This window comes from Telluribacter humicola, assembly GCF_017355935.1.
Classification (GTDB): Bacteria; Bacteroidota; Bacteroidia; order Cytophagales; family Spirosomataceae; genus Telluribacter; species Telluribacter humicola.
This window is the reverse complement of sequence record NZ_JAFIQT010000001.1, coordinates 2,516,187-2,530,190: the sequence shown is the minus strand read 5'-3', so window position 1 is coordinate 2,530,190 and position 14,004 is coordinate 2,516,187. Positions and strand designations below refer to the sequence as shown.

At 47.9% G+C, this 14,004-nt stretch carries 11 protein-coding genes; 5 read left to right on the top strand and 6 right to left on the bottom strand.

Annotated features, from left to right (window positions below; translation table 11 throughout):
- Position 1: 1 nt before the first annotated feature.
- Positions 2–1,303, bottom strand: coding sequence for a serine hydrolase domain-containing protein (locus JUB14_RS10795; RefSeq protein ID WP_207505861.1), 1,302 nt, complete (start codon positions 1,301–1,303; stop codon positions 2–4).
- A gap of 103 nt (positions 1,304–1,406) precedes the next feature.
- Between JUB14_RS10795 and JUB14_RS10790 the strand changes: the two genes are divergently transcribed.
- A complete protein-coding gene (locus JUB14_RS10790; RefSeq protein WP_207505860.1) occupies positions 1,407–2,417 on the top strand; it encodes a phosphotriesterase family protein in 1,011 nt (336 codons plus the stop codon).
- A 134-nt stretch (positions 2,418–2,551) separates the two neighbouring features.
- Here the strand turns inward: JUB14_RS10790 and JUB14_RS10785 are convergent, their stop codons facing one another.
- The 3 genes from JUB14_RS10785 to JUB14_RS10775 form a co-directional block, all read right to left on the bottom strand.
- Positions 2,552–3,439, bottom strand: coding sequence for an OmpA/MotB family protein (locus JUB14_RS10785; protein WP_207505859.1), 888 nt, complete (start codon positions 3,437–3,439; stop codon positions 2,552–2,554).
- Between the two features lie 492 nt (positions 3,440–3,931).
- Entirely contained in the window at positions 3,932–4,678 is a 747-nt protein-coding gene (locus JUB14_RS10780) for a GLPGLI family protein (protein WP_207505858.1), read from the bottom strand.
- A 107-nt stretch (positions 4,679–4,785) separates the two neighbouring features.
- The gene (locus JUB14_RS10775) at positions 4,786–7,620 is read right to left on the bottom strand and encodes an outer membrane beta-barrel family protein (protein ID WP_207505857.1); all 2,835 of its coding nucleotides are present in this window, start codon (positions 7,618–7,620) and stop codon (positions 4,786–4,788) included.
- A 245-nt stretch (positions 7,621–7,865) separates the two neighbouring features.
- Here JUB14_RS10775 and JUB14_RS10770 point away from each other — a divergent pair, with 245 nt between their 5' ends.
- Positions 7,866–8,510, top strand: coding sequence for a hypothetical protein (locus JUB14_RS10770; RefSeq protein WP_207505856.1), 645 nt, complete (start codon positions 7,866–7,868; stop codon positions 8,508–8,510).
- 132 nt (positions 8,511–8,642) lie between these two features.
- On the top strand, positions 8,643–9,392 hold the full coding sequence (locus JUB14_RS10765) for a hypothetical protein (RefSeq protein ID WP_207505855.1): 750 nt from the start codon (positions 8,643–8,645) through the stop codon (positions 9,390–9,392).
- A gap of 41 nt (positions 9,393–9,433) precedes the next feature.
- Here JUB14_RS10765 and JUB14_RS10760 read toward each other — a convergent pair whose 3' ends face one another.
- A complete protein-coding gene (locus tag JUB14_RS10760; protein WP_207505854.1) occupies positions 9,434–10,048 on the bottom strand; it encodes a DUF6134 family protein in 615 nt (204 codons plus the stop codon).
- Between the two features lie 399 nt (positions 10,049–10,447).
- Between JUB14_RS10760 and JUB14_RS10755 the strand changes: the two genes are divergently transcribed.
- On the top strand, positions 10,448–12,037 hold the full coding sequence (locus tag JUB14_RS10755) for a glucoamylase family protein (protein ID WP_207505853.1): 1,590 nt from the start codon (positions 10,448–10,450) through the stop codon (positions 12,035–12,037).
- Between the two features lie 133 nt (positions 12,038–12,170).
- Here JUB14_RS10755 and JUB14_RS10750 read toward each other — a convergent pair whose 3' ends face one another.
- On the bottom strand, positions 12,171–13,226 hold the full coding sequence (locus JUB14_RS10750) for a 3-oxoacyl-ACP synthase III family protein (protein WP_207505852.1): 1,056 nt from the start codon (positions 13,224–13,226) through the stop codon (positions 12,171–12,173).
- Positions 13,227–13,370: 144 nt separating this feature from the next.
- Here JUB14_RS10750 and JUB14_RS10745 point away from each other — a divergent pair, with 144 nt between their 5' ends.
- Entirely contained in the window at positions 13,371–13,880 is a 510-nt protein-coding gene (locus JUB14_RS10745) for a metallophosphoesterase family protein (protein WP_207505851.1), read from the top strand.
- The last annotated feature ends 124 nt before the right edge of the window (positions 13,881–14,004 follow it).

Sequence of the window (14,004 nt, the reverse complement as noted above, 5' to 3'; positions counted from 1 at the left end):
ACTACTGGGGATTCTTTTTGGTGATAGCCTGGTACACCAGTACTTTGAATTTATCACTCAGGTCACCGTAGGAGTTGGGGTACTTCTGGGTCATGATCAGCGCGGCGATGCCTTCCTTCGGATCGGCCCAATAAGTAGTGCCGAATATACCGCCCCACTCAAATGTACCAACGGATATAGGCAGTCGGGCGGCTTCCTTCTCGGTAGCAATCGCGAAGCCGAGTCCGAATTTTCTGGCTCCTACGTTGATGTCACCAATCTGGTTGGCTGTCATCATATCTATGGTAATAGGGCTCAGGATGCGCTTACCACCGTACTGCCCTCCATTGAGCATGGCCTGCAGAAAGATCACGTAGTCATAGGCGGTAGATGAAAGACCCGCTCCTCCCGAAAAGAAAGTACCTCCTTCCTTCGGAAAATCAGGTGATGAACCTCCCTGAGCGACTCTCTTGATCGTTGCACCTTCGCGGGTCTGGGTGTACAGGGTAGTGAGTCGGGGGGCCTTACTGGCAGGCAGGTAGAAGTAGGTATCTTTCATACCTAAGGGTTCAAAAATGCGCTGACGGAAAAACTCATCCAGTGATTTGCCCGATACAACCTCTACCACGTACCCCAGTACATCGGTGTTGAGTCCGTACGAGAATTTCTCGCCCGGCTGGTGGATCAGTGGCATCGTACCCAGCAGATTGATGGCATCGGAAAGTTTATGATTAGGAGTACCGATGCCGCTTGGGATTTTGTATTTGGCGTAAATGGCGTTGGCCTCTTTGGTACCTATACCCGCGTAGCTGATGCCGGAAGTATGGGTGAGCAGGTCGCGGATGGTGATCTCACGCTTTGCGGGTATCGTAGTAAAACTGCTGTCTTTTTCATTGAACGTTGCCAGTACTTTGGGCTGCTTAAATGAAGGAATATACTTCGATACCGGTTCATCCAGCAGGATTTTGCCTTCTTCATATAGCATCATGATAGCCGTACTGGTAATGGCTTTGGTCTGCGAGGCAATGCGGAAAATAGCGTCCCGCTTCAGCGGCGACTTGGTGTCCATATCATCGTAGCCGATGCCTTTGTAGTACACGATCTTCCCGTTGCGTACCACCAGGGCTACGGCACCTGCAATCCGTTGCTGATTTACATAATCCTGAACGACGCTCTCGATTCGCTGCAACCGTTCGGTGCTCATACCGACACTTTCGGGGGAAGCTTCGGTCAGGGTCTGGGCAAAGAGTGGTAAGATAGATAAGCCCAAAAGGAGGCTAAGGAGGAGTAGTCTGTTAGAACAGGCAGGAAAAAGTCTTTGCATAGAGAAATAGTTAAATATCAATTTTCATTAGTACATATACCAGCTAAAAATGGAAGAAGTTTTTGATTTTTTTCTACCTTCCCAAAAATAAAACATAAGAAGTATGCTATCCCGACGTGACTTTTTATTAACCTGCGCAGCCACTCCACTCTGTCTTACAAGCTTTTCCGACAAATCAGAAGTCCTCCATACCGTCAATGGTCCCATTTACTCTTCGTCGTTGGGCATGACGCTCATCCACGAACATTTTCTGGTGGATTTTATCGGGGCTGATAACTTCAGTATGGATCGCTGGAACCGTGAAGAGGTGGTAAAAAAGGTATTGCCATATCTGATGGAAGTGAAAGCGAAGGGGGTAAAAAGCATATTGGAATGTACACCGGTTTTTCTGGGACGTGATGTGCAGCTGCTAAAAATGCTGGCGGAGCAGAGCGGTTTACAGATCCTGACCAATACCGGCTACTACGGTGCCTCAGATAACAAGTACCTGCCACCCTGGACCCAGACCGAATCAGCCGAGCAACTGGCCGCCCGCTGGATCAGAGAAAGCTTTAATGGTATAGGCTATACAGGTATCAAACCGGGCTTCATAAAAATTGGGGTCAACAGCGGCCCTCTCTCCAAGCTACACCGCAAATTAATTACCGCGGCCGCGCTGACCCATCTGGAAGCTGGACTCACTATCTGCTCCCATACCGGCCCGGCCCAAACCGCTTTTGAAGAGATAGAAATACTCAAAAAGCAGGGGGTACATCCATCAGCCTTTGTGTGGGTACACGCCCAGAGCGAATCAGATAAGTCAACGTATAGTAAGGCCGCCCAGCAGGGAGCCTGGATCAGTCTGGACGGTATTGGTGCCGGCAATCATGAGCAGTACGCCGAGTGGATCAAAACCATGAAGGACAAGGGCCACCTCAACCGGGTACTGATTTCGCACGATGCCGGCTGGTACCGCCCCGGCGAACCCAACGGAGGAGATTTTGTGGGCTTCACGGGTATTTTTGACAAGCTGTTCCCCCTACTGCAGAAGGAGGGATTTACCGATACAGATTTTGAACAACTACTGGTCCGGAATCCGGCGGAAGCATTTACCATCCGGGTTCGTAAGAGCTAGATTTGTTCTACCATCTGCCTTATCAGTACATCTAGCAACTTATATAGCTGCTCTACCAGTAAGTATAAAAAAAGCCCGTCAGCGATGCTGACGGGCCTACTATTATGGTCAAAAAGAGATATTATATCTTCTGATTATTTACCAGCCTGTGGAGTATACAGGTTGAAGTACTGATCCAATTTAGGAGTGATGATGATCTCAGTACGACGGTTCTGGCTGCGGTTCTCTTTGCTTTCGTTACCAGCCTTAGGCAGGTACTCACCACGTCCACCAGCGATCATACGAGACGGTGCAACACCGTATTTCTCCTGAAGAGTACGTACAACCGAAGTAGCACGCTTCACGCTAAGATCCCAGTTATCAACCAGGTTGTCATTGCGATAAGGTACATTGTCAGTATGACCTTCTACCAGGATTTCGATCTCTTTGTAATCATTCAGAATCTTGGCTACTTTGCTCAGCACGTTTTCGGCTCTTGAAGTAATCATGTAGCTACCTGAGTGGAACAGCATCTTGTCAGACAGGGATACATATACTACACCCTTCTTCACTTCGATCTGTACATCCTCGTCGCTAACGTCCTGGAGTGAGCGCTTCAGGTTCATCACCAGCGCCATGTTCAGGGAGTCCTTACGCTGGATGCTTGTGTTCAGGTTCTGGATGTACTTACCCTGCAGGTTCATAGTCTCCATTGACTTACGGATACTCTCAGCACCTTCTTTAGTAACAATCGAAAGATCAGCCATACGATCCAGTAGCTGGTTGTTGTTCTTCTTCAGGAACTCCATCTGATCTTCCAGTTCTTTTACGCGGGCACTACGGCTGGCCAGTTCGTCTTCTCTGGTTTTCAGCTTTTCGTTCAAACCAGCCGTCCGGGTGTCACAGTCGTTCAGGTCAGCACGCGCCTTGTCAAGTTGTAGTTGAATTTCATTAGCTTTTGTTTCCATAGCAAGCATCTTCTTTTTACTTGCACAGGAGCCGAGGGTTAGGACCACTGCAATCGCAATAATTATTTTTTGCATGGGATCAGGAGGTTTTATAAATAGTTATTAGATTGAAAAAATTGGTTTTCTACAAAAAAGCACCAGGTTGTTTTATAATCTGCTTCTATCATTCACCAGCTAATCTGGTGACGTTTGGGCAATACAAATTTAATGTACCTTCTTCAAAAAAGAAGTATTACTTCTGCAACTACCCTAAAATTCTTCTGATATTACATAAAAAAACTCCTAATTTTCAACTTATAACCTGCCTGTAAAGTTCCTTTGCTCTTTGTAAATTAATATTGATTATCAATTTATTAGCTTACCTGTATTAGCACTTTAGGCTTAATAAGTCTCTGAATTTTAGTTAGTAAAGGCCTCGAGCTCAAGATAAAATTCTAATTTATTTATAATACCATTTTCTATACAAAGCCTATTCATCACAGCGGCCTCAGCTCTTAGTGTATAAATAACACAAAAAAGGACTCTCCCGAAGGAGAGCCCTTTTTAAATGCCTTTATGTAAGACCTGTCAGTAACGTATAGCCCAGTAAGGATTTCGGTGCGATTTGATACTGTCGCGGATATGGGTGGATATGATTTTGTCATAGTCACTATCCGAGATCTTGCGGCCTTTCAGCTTTTTGGGCAGCTTCAGCTCTTCGGCCACCGGTTTGAGTTCAACATTGGTGGCTGTGATGATGACATCACCATCGTTAATGTTTAGCTCCATAATCAGCCCAGGTAGTCCGTAATATCGCTCAGGTCCAGCCTGTACGGGTATATCATCGGCAAACCAGGCCGTAATCTTCTGGTTGCGGATAGTATCTTCCGTAACGGCCATCATACATACATGCCCGTTTATGTCCTTGATCTGATTCATGATCTTCCAGCGGGGCATGTTCAGCGAATCCTCCAATACGTAAGTCCGGCCGAGCATTTCGATGATCTCCGTCTTTTTCTCTTTCTCAAAATCCCGGTAGATCTCAAACTCATCCTGCCGCCACGAGTAGTTACCATCTTCGGTTTGTCCCTGCGTATTGAAGTAGGTATACTTACTCTGGGTAGGGCTGAAGAACAGTTTCATCTTGGTCTTCCACTCATCATCATTGCCCCAGGTCATTTTAATCCGGTCTTTCTCTTCCTGACTCAGAAACGTCAGGCGGGAGTAGATTTTGGTTTGGTACTGCACCCGCTCGTAGGTAACTACCCCCTCCATCTTCTGTGCCCACGACGGCGTAGTGAGCAGTACCAGTAGTAGTGTCTTTATGTATTTCATTGTAAGTTATTAGCTGATAGCTGTTAGGTTTTAGCTTTAATTACTATATGGTATTACTGAGGTGAATGAGCGAATGAATTTTTTAAGATTCATTCGCTCATTCACCATCAAAAGAATCCTCTCCGGCGTACGCTACCGGTCACACCACGCATATTATAGGTAAAGCTCAGCATGTAATACCGCGCGAGCGTCTGAACCTGCTCGGTAGATACGAAGTTCTGGCTTGCAAACTGCGTAATGCCCCGGTTCTGGTTAAATACGTCGTAGGCCGTAAAGCGCACCTCCCCTTTCTTGTTTTTCAGGACGATCTTGTACACCGACAGGTTCAGGATAGGCTGCCGCTGGTCAAAACCGAACCGCTTGTTTACGTAACTCCGGTAGCTGAAGCGTCCGTTGAAGAACATTTCGGCGGGCAGCTTCACGTTCATCTCGGCATTATAGGTACCGTTTACGATCTTCTGATTCTGGGCGGAGTTGATTGAGTAGCTGGTATTGCTCAGGTTCCAGTTAGCCGATGGATAGAATGTAAACTTATCGCTGGGCGTCAGGTCCATACGTACCCCAAAATTGTAGCTGTTGGTACTGGTCTCGTTCAGGACGTTGTTGATATAGGTCAGGTTATTGGATCGGTTTACCCCTCCGTTCATATTCAGGGTGGCTTTGGTCTTCTTCAGCGGAAAGCCAAATCCCATGTATGATCCCATCCAATTCCCGCCGGAGATGTTGATAGGCCGGGTGCGGGTGATGAAGTTCTCATCTACCTGCTGTGTATATACAATCTGATTGACGAAGTAGTTGTAGTTAAGTCCAATGTACAGCTGAGTAAAGCTACCCGGATTGAAGTAGTTGAACCCGGCGTTGAGGCTATGGCTGGACTGCGGTAGCAGGTCCGGATTACCCTCACGGATATACAATGGATTGCTGTTGTCTACGATGGGCTGCAGGTCGCGGATGTTAGGCTCGTTGACATTCAGGTTGTAGTTGGCGTACAGGTATCGGTTGTTCTTCAGGTCGTAGTTGAGTGATAAGTTAGGTGCCCAGGTAAAGTACTTACGGTCTACCCGTCCAGACTGCGCAGCTGTCTGGTCACTGGCAAACATACCCTGCAAATCAAACTGGATAGCCGCCAGACCTACAGTCAGGTTCAGGCCATTGAACGAGTACCTCACGCTGCTTCCCAGGCGGTTGTATATAAACTCGTTGGTGTAGTAGCGGCTCAGCTGTTCGTTCCGAAACTCATTCTCGGACCTGCGGTCGTATACATCGCGGTCTACCTCGTCGTTGCGGAGGCTAAAGTTATAGAAGGTCTCCCAGAAAAACTTCTTGGCAAATGGCTCTACGTACAGGAGGCTTCCCTTAAACTGAGTACGTAAGCTTTGGGTCTGGTTGTACTGGTTAATGGTTATCGACTCTGTTGAATCTTGACCGGCCCTTTGATAAAACTCATTGACCGATTTCTGTTCAGCATTGCCATTCGAGTTATTGATGTTATACCCGAGGCTGGCCGCGAAGTTACGTCCTTTCTTCCTGAACTTGTGGCGATAGATTGCCGTATTGCCCATTGAGAAGGAGTTGAAGCGGTTGATGTTGTTCAGGATGGATTGGTTGGTAAGGGTGTTGCCTTCGCGAAAAAACTGCTGAAAGCTGCTAAACGAGTTATTGCCCTGTCCCAACCGGGAGTTGCTAATAAGTACCAGGGTATTCAGTGAGTCAAGGTTTTTTTCGAAGCGCAGACTCCCCCGGTGGTTGCCGTTGAAGTTGAGGCGGAGGTTGTCATCCTGACTTAGGAACGAAGTACTGTTAAGGAAGTTTTCTCGGCTCGAGAAGGCATCAAGTGTCTGGTCGGTCTGGTTATAGAAGTAGCTGCTGCTAAACTTGGTTTTCTTGGTATCGTAGTTGTAGTTGGCACCACCGGCGAAGTTCTTGGTAAAGCCCCGGTCCTGGCCTCCGCGCCCGCCCTGGATGGTGAGGCTTTCTTCGTCCCCATCACCACCACTGATAAATCGAATGCCTCCCCCACTGCTGAATCCAAAGTCGCCGTCATCGCCCCAGTTGAACGATTGACTCCCCCGGAAGTCCTGGAAATCATCCCATGACATGCCGCTCTGGTTGGTGTTGTTGCCCAGACCAAAGAAGGCGAGTTGTTGCTTATCGTTGAAGCGGTTGTAGCTGACCTTGCCTTCCATCCGTGAGTCGGTTCCGACCCCAAGGGTAGCCTTACCAAAACCGCCCTTCTTATGGCTGTCTTTGAGCTCGAGGTTTACGGTCTTTTCCTGTTTCCCGTCATCTACTCCCGTAATGCGTGACTGCTCCGTTTTCCCATTAAATACCTGTACTTTGGAGATGGCTTCGGCTGGTAGGTTCTTGGTAGCCATCTTGGGATCGTCTCCAAAGAAACGCTTTCCGTCTACCGTTACACGCTTGACCTCCTGCCCCTGTGCCCGGATGGTACCATCCTGCTCGATCTGCATACCCGGCAGGCGTCGCAGCAGGTCCTCTACCGAAGAGCCGGGTGGTACCTTAAACGAAGCTGCGTTATACTCCACCGTATCCCCCCGTATACTCAATGGAGCCCGGGCCGTCTTGACTACTACCTCAAACAAGTCCTGATTCAGGATTTTCATGGATATGGTACCTATGTCGGTTACGGGTCCATCGGCTGGCTCTACTACCTGCTGGTAAGGCAAGTACCCAACGTAGTTGACCTTGAGCAGGTACTTGCTGCGCTTAAGATTCTTAAATTCCAGAATACCGTCATCGTTGGTTCGGCCATAGTTAACCAGGGATGAATCCTGTGGTTGCAGCAGCATGACGGTGGCAAAAGGTAGCTTTACACCGGCTGAATCAACGACAGTACCCTTTATACTGAATCGTCCGGTGTTTTGTGCAAAGGAGACCCCGCTTATGATACATAAGCACAGGAGAAGGAGATTTTTTTTCAAGAGTGGATGGTTTAGAGCGGTGTATAATGGCTAAAAGTCGGCATTAACTTACTAATCGTTGCAATCCAGTGTGTTAATTTTTCTTAAATTTAACTAAAATTTTAGTTAACGGTCAAGAGAACACCAAAAAATATTTAGTTTTCTTTTATATTAAATAACTTAATAGTAAATTGAGAGGAGCGAATCCTGTAGCTAAGTAGCTACTCCAGCTCAGGCTAATCATTGATACTTACACCTAACTTTGTATGCACACACTAATACTAAACCTACTCTTCCTTCTCGTTGCAGTGACTGACCCGCTGGACCGGACGTACTGCGAGAAGACGCTTGCAACAGATTTGCAGGCCATCCTGCTTGCCGATACACCTGACTCTACTGCCTATAAGGCCATCACGCAGTACCTGCTGCTCATGTCATTTACGGAGGAGAAACTGGAAGGAAAAACCTACCGCCAGTTTTGGGAAGAGTACCAGTTGTGGGAGATTCAGGACAAAGCCCGTCAGGCCCGGGAGGAGGAACAGGCCGCGCTGGAAGCGGAGGCTGAGCAAAAGCGTACCGAAGAACTTGCGAAAGTAGTGGATGTACAACTGCGGGATATCACGGCCCAGTACAGCGACTCTACTGTACAGGTCTACTACTCAATAAGTATTACCAATAGATCAGAGCAGAACGTGAAGTCTGTTATCGGGTTTCTGCACCATTCGGATTCCACCGGAGGCAGCGTTATCTACATAGCACTCACGTTCACAGAGCCACTCCTGCCCCGGACCACCCGTAGCGAAACAATTACTTCTACCTATACCTATAACTCTCATACAGACTTCACCCAAGATTGGGCACAACTGGACAAAGCCAAAGTGGTGTGGAAGCCGGATGAAGTAAGGTATTGAAGGAGGCCTTGCGGCAGGTAAAAAGGACTGGTTATTGTCACCCCGTATTTTCTTCAAAACCATTACCTGTAACACTTTCCCTGCGCATTTATAGGTAACGACCACCCATTTACTCACCCAATACCTGCACCTATGAAAAAGTCATTAGCCTTGCTTATCGGATGTACCATCGTGATTTGCCTCACCCATCTACATGGTACCTGCTCCAATCTGATTGTAGTTACCGATACCCTATCCAATGAAGAAATAGACTTAGAAGGTTTGTTTCTGAGTTTACAATTTGAATATGATAAGGATAATGAAGTAAGATCAGATTCCCTGATGCAAGACCAGATCAGATTTCTGAAAAGCGTAGGATTACCATCTAATGGTGTAGAAGAAATACAGGGCACTTATAGCCAGGATAAAGTCCTACTGGATAAAGAGTATAACTCGAACCTGAAAAAAATCAATGGTGAAATCAATATAAAGCTATACAGGCAGGTAGCGTCTCAGGTACTGATAAAGCATATTTGTTTATCGCCCGCATTGTATTCATCAACGCGAGAAAGAGACCGAAAATTAGTATACTATCTGAGCGAAATGAAAGAGGGAGGTGGCTTAAATATCGAATTAATTTGTACTTCTTTTACCCTGCTTCAGGAGAGCAGGGAGAAAGGCCAGGTCTGCAAATCCTTACAATCTTTAATACCTAACTGTCGACGAATAGTCAGCGATCAGGAGCGGGATATAAACCATCTACAACAAGCTCTCAAAATAGACCCTAATCCGGTTGAACAGTTTATTTTTGAGGATATATCCAAACGGATTTCCAAGAATAAAAAAAACATTAAATACCTGACTAAGCTCCAGCGTACCACCTGTATTACGGGACGAGAATGAAGATTACGGAAGCTGCTTTATGACCTTGAAGAGATAGCCCCTTACCTGCTAGCCGTTCCTTCCCTCAGCTTAAACTGCAGCCCAATCCCGATTATCTCGGACTCTACCTTGTGGCACTGGCCCTGCCGGTAGTGGTAGGTGGCTTTTTTGCCGTCGGGCATGGTGACTTCGTATAGTCCGGCCGCTACTTTACGAACAGGGCACATCTTGCCAAAACGCTCGGAATAGACATGCCGGAAATTGACCGGCTCGCGGTAATAAAGGCTGGTAACGGTATGATTGATGGGATGAGGAAGCTGCGGCGATCTGTTCTGAGTGGACTTGGCATCGGCAAATACTACCTGATAGCTGCCTTGTGACTGTATGGTTTTGGTCTTTTCCTTCATCCGTCCATTCACCTCCTGGCTTGATAAGGAAGTTTTAAGAATACCTTTTTCAAACAGATTCTCTCCCACGTAAACCACATCGTATAAGAAGGTATTAATGGCGCCCTCCACGCGCAGGCTCTCACTGGTACTGTTGCCCTCGGCCGGAGCAATCTTCAGTTCGCCTACGTCACGCCCCGCCAGCAGTATATCATATACCAGCGGCTGCCCCACAACAGGGGCCTGACTTACTACAAATAGTACTGACAACAACAGAATCAATATTTTCATGAGCTAATTACAATTAGTACTTAATAGGTTATTCTCCCTCTACCTTTTCCCGCTGATCATACTATGATACAACTAACTGCCCACCTTCCCGGAGGTTCGCATTGATTATCAGCACAGATAATGAAACGAACAGATGGACAAACTCTTATGTATCCGTAAATGATAAATGATTTATTAGGGAATATCTTCAGGGGCCAGCCTATCCTGCTCCCTATGTTCTTATGACAGCTATCCTGCCCTTTACCACTATCCTTACCAACTATCAGACTACAAAATGGTTAGTATTTTGCTGGTATTCGTCTCTTTAATAAAAGCCCAAATAGTAGTCAGCAGTAGGATCTGCTGCATTATGATTTTGTTAATTAAACCCTAAACAACCTTAAAAGCTATCTGGTCCCTATGCGTTACTCCATGTATATACTTTCTATTTGCTGCCTGCTGCTGGCAAGTACTACCTTGCAGGCCCAGAAAGATATAGCTCCCTTTTACCCCCCCACCGAGCAGGGCGAATACCTCAATGTAGTACAGGAAAAGACCTTCCGGTACTTCTGGGACTTTGCTCATCCCGTGTCAGGCCTGATACCTGAGCGTACAGCCACGCCCAATATCGTCACCAGTGGCGGGACGGGCTTCGGGATCATGGCGCTGGTGGTAGGTACCTACCGGCAGTGGATCACCCGGCAGCAGGCTGTTGAAAGAATGCTGAAGATAACCCGTTTTCTGGAGAAAGCGGATCGCTTCCACGGAGCCTGGTCGCACTGGCTCGACGGCCGCACCGGAAAGGTAGTCCCCTTCAGCCGGTACGACGACGGCGGCGACCTGGTCGAAACGGCCTACCTGATCAACGGACTGCTGGTAGCCCGCGAGTACTTCGATGGCAAATCGGCCCAGGAAGTTGAACTACGGCAGCGTATTGATCGCCTGTGGCGGAGCGTCGAGTGGAACTGGTATGTGCACGATGGCAAGCTGCTGTGGCACTGGTCGCCCAACTACGGCTGGCAGATGAACCACGCCATCGGCGGCTACAATGAGTGCTTTATTACCTACGTACTGGCGCTGGCTTCGCCTACCCATCCCATTACACCTGAGGTGTACGTCAATACCTGGAAGAAAGCGGAACCCTGGCACTACATCAACGGCAAGGAGTTCGTAGGCTACCGACTCCCCATCGGCTTCGACTACGGCGGGCCGCTGTTCTTTGCCCACTACTCGTACCTGAGCCTCGACCCCAGGTGGATGCAGGATGAAGATGTCAACTACTGGGACCTGAACGTCAAGCACACGCTGATCAACCGCGCGTACTGTATCTACGAAGCCCCTAAGGAGTATGGCTACTCCGAAGAAAACTGGGGACTCACCGCCAGCGACAACCACCAATTCTACGGGGCTCACAACCCAAAAGAAGACAACGGTACCATTACGCCCACGGCGGCCCTCTCATCATTCCCATACACCCCGGCTTTCTCCATGCAGGTACTGATGCACCTGTATCGGCGTGAAGGTAACCGGCTGTTTGGTGACTACGGATTCTTCGATGCCTACAACAAGCACAAGGGCTGGTACTCCAACCAGTATCTGGCTATTGATCAGGGACCTATCGTCATTATGATCGAAAATTACCGCTCCGGATTACTGTGGAAGCTGGGAGAAAAGATTAAAGAGATGCAGCAGGCATTACCCAAAATGGGAATCCGAAATCCTGACTACCCGACGGGCTACTATATGTATATCGTTGATAAACAGACCCAAAGGGTACCTTTACTGAAACATCCGGATTTGGGGAAATACGTACTCGACTACTATATAGCAACCCCACAAACGGTCAGTATCGAGTTGCAGGACAAGGCAGGTAAAACTACCAAACTCCTTACTAATCAGGCGCAAACCAAAGGCCCACAGCAGCTAACTTTCCTAACCGACCCAGGCGAATATACCATCCGGCTACTAACCACCGAAGGCACAAAAGAGCTACCGTTCAGGTTGTATTGAGTGAATAATGAATTAGTGATTGAGTGAATGAACTATCTTTTAAATCCACTCAATCACTAACATATTAAATCACCGCGGCGGCGGAAGAAGCTCCTCTGGCCGCTCATTCAAAATCACTCAATCAATAATGGGATTACCACCGTATCAGCGCCGATCCCCAGGTAAAGCCGCTGCCGAAGGCAGCCAGACATACTAGGTCTCCTTCTTTGATCTTTCCGGCTTCCCATGCCTCACAGAGAGCAATTGGTATAGAAGCAGCGGTGGTGTTGCCGTACTTCTGGATATTATTCCAAACCTGATCGTCGCGCAGCCCCAGTTTACCCTGGATAAACTGGCTGATGCGGAGGTTGGCCTGGTGAGGTACCAGCATATCTATGTCCGAAGCCTGGAGGCCTGTCTTCTGAAGAGCCTCATTTATCACTTCCGGAAACTTCTGCACAGCATTCTTGAATACCAACTGACCGTCCATATTAGGGTAGTAGCTATTATTGTCTATCAGGTTGGGGTAGATAAACAGCTCACCGTACTCCACATCCGGAAATCCGAAGTTCTCCTTACCCAGGTGATAACCACCGTGGCTACCCGGACTGATCATGGCCAGTTGCTCGGCATGGGTACCGTCCGAGTGTAGGTGCGTAGTCAGGATACCCTGATCTTCCTTTTCTGTCGGTTGCAGCACCACGGCTCCGGCTCCGTCACCAAAGATTACCGTCACGTTACGCCCCTTAGTACTAAACTCCAGTCCCATAGAGTGCATCTCAGAGCCCACCAGCAGGATATTTTTGTATATGCCGGTCTTGATGAACTGGTCAGCGATAGAGAGACCATAGATAAAGCCCGAGCACTGGTTACGGATATCGAGAGCGCCTATTTCAGTTTTGGTAATGCCCAGTTCCCGCTGCAGCAGCACGCCACAACCCGGAAAGTAGTAGTCGGGACTAAGGGTGGCGAAGATGATAAAGTCTACGTCTTCTTTCTGGATACCGGCCCGCTCGATGGCTATCTCGGCCGCACGGGTACCCATCGTGGTCGTAGTCTCTTCGTGTTTTTTGGCGTAGCGACGCTCTTTGATTCCCGTCCGCTCCTGAATCCATTCGTCAGAGGTATCCATGAGCTTCGTGAGATCGTGGTTAGTTACTACCTGCTCAGGTACATAGCGGCCGATACCGGCTATTTTAGAACGTATCATTCGTTTTAGTCTGGTTTTGATAAAGAGATGCAATCTGATTACTTTGTAGGTAAACAGGATACTATGTAACGACCAAAGTTGCGACTATTGTTCTGAACATCCAACAGTTTCTACGAAATATATAATTTTCATTTAATACCACGCATGCTAAAAATAGGACTCTTATCTGATACTCACGGCTACCTCGACGAGCGACTGTACGAGCACTTTGCCGACTGTGACGAAATATGGCATGCCGGGGATGTAGGGGACGCCAAAATCATCATTGATCTGCAGGCCTTTAAGACTCTCAGGGTTGTATCGGGTAATATTGACGGGCGGGAGGTACGGGCACTTGCAGCCGAAAACCTCTACTATGACCTGGAAGGATTCCGGGTATGGATGACGCATATAGGCGGAGCTCCTCCTAAATACAACCCACAGGTAAAACCCGCGCTGCAGGCCGATCCCCCCAATATATTTGTCTGCGGCCACTCCCATATCCTGCGCGTCATGCGTGACCCCAAGCTCCGCAATATGCTATACATCAATCCCGGAGCAGCCGGAAGGGAGGGATTTCACAAGATTCGTACGGCGCTCAGGTTTACCCTCGATAATGGCAAAATACCTGGAATGGAAGTGATCGAATTAGGAAAAAGAGGTGCCCTCCAGTAATACCGGCTTCTATTCCTTAGCTTTGTATACTGAAGTCACTTCCAGACTGGAAGCGTCAGTCAAATTGTTTTTTTAAAGAATCCTCCTTTGGATATCAGCCTACCTACCATGCTCTGCCTGATCT

Bases quoted from the DNA above. Each gene is read 5' to 3' on its own strand.
- JUB14_RS10795 (WP_207505861.1), bottom strand. From the start codon at position 1,303: ATGCAAAGACTTTTTCCTGCCTGTTCTAACAGACTACTCCTCCTTAGC.
- JUB14_RS10785 (WP_207505859.1), bottom strand. From the start codon at position 3,439: ATGCAAAAAATAATTATTGCGATTGCAGTGGTCCTAACCCTCGGCTCC.
- JUB14_RS10780 (WP_207505858.1), bottom strand. From the start codon at position 4,678: ATGAAATACATAAAGACACTACTACTGGTACTGCTCACTACGCCGTCG.
- JUB14_RS10745 (WP_207505851.1), top strand. From the start codon at position 13,371: ATGCTAAAAATAGGACTCTTATCTGATACTCACGGCTACCTCGACGAG.
- JUB14_RS10790 (WP_207505860.1), top strand. From the start codon at position 1,407: ATGCTATCCCGACGTGACTTTTTATTAACCTGCGCAGCCACTCCACTC.
- JUB14_RS10760 (WP_207505854.1), bottom strand. From the start codon at position 10,048: ATGAAAATATTGATTCTGTTGTTGTCAGTACTATTTGTAGTAAGTCAG.
- JUB14_RS10750 (WP_207505852.1), bottom strand. From the start codon at position 13,226: ATGATACGTTCTAAAATAGCCGGTATCGGCCGCTATGTACCTGAGCAG.
- JUB14_RS10765 (WP_207505855.1), top strand. From the start codon at position 8,643: ATGAAAAAGTCATTAGCCTTGCTTATCGGATGTACCATCGTGATTTGC.
- JUB14_RS10755 (WP_207505853.1), top strand. From the start codon at position 10,448: ATGCGTTACTCCATGTATATACTTTCTATTTGCTGCCTGCTGCTGGCA.
- JUB14_RS10770 (WP_207505856.1), top strand. From the start codon at position 7,866: ATGCACACACTAATACTAAACCTACTCTTCCTTCTCGTTGCAGTGACT.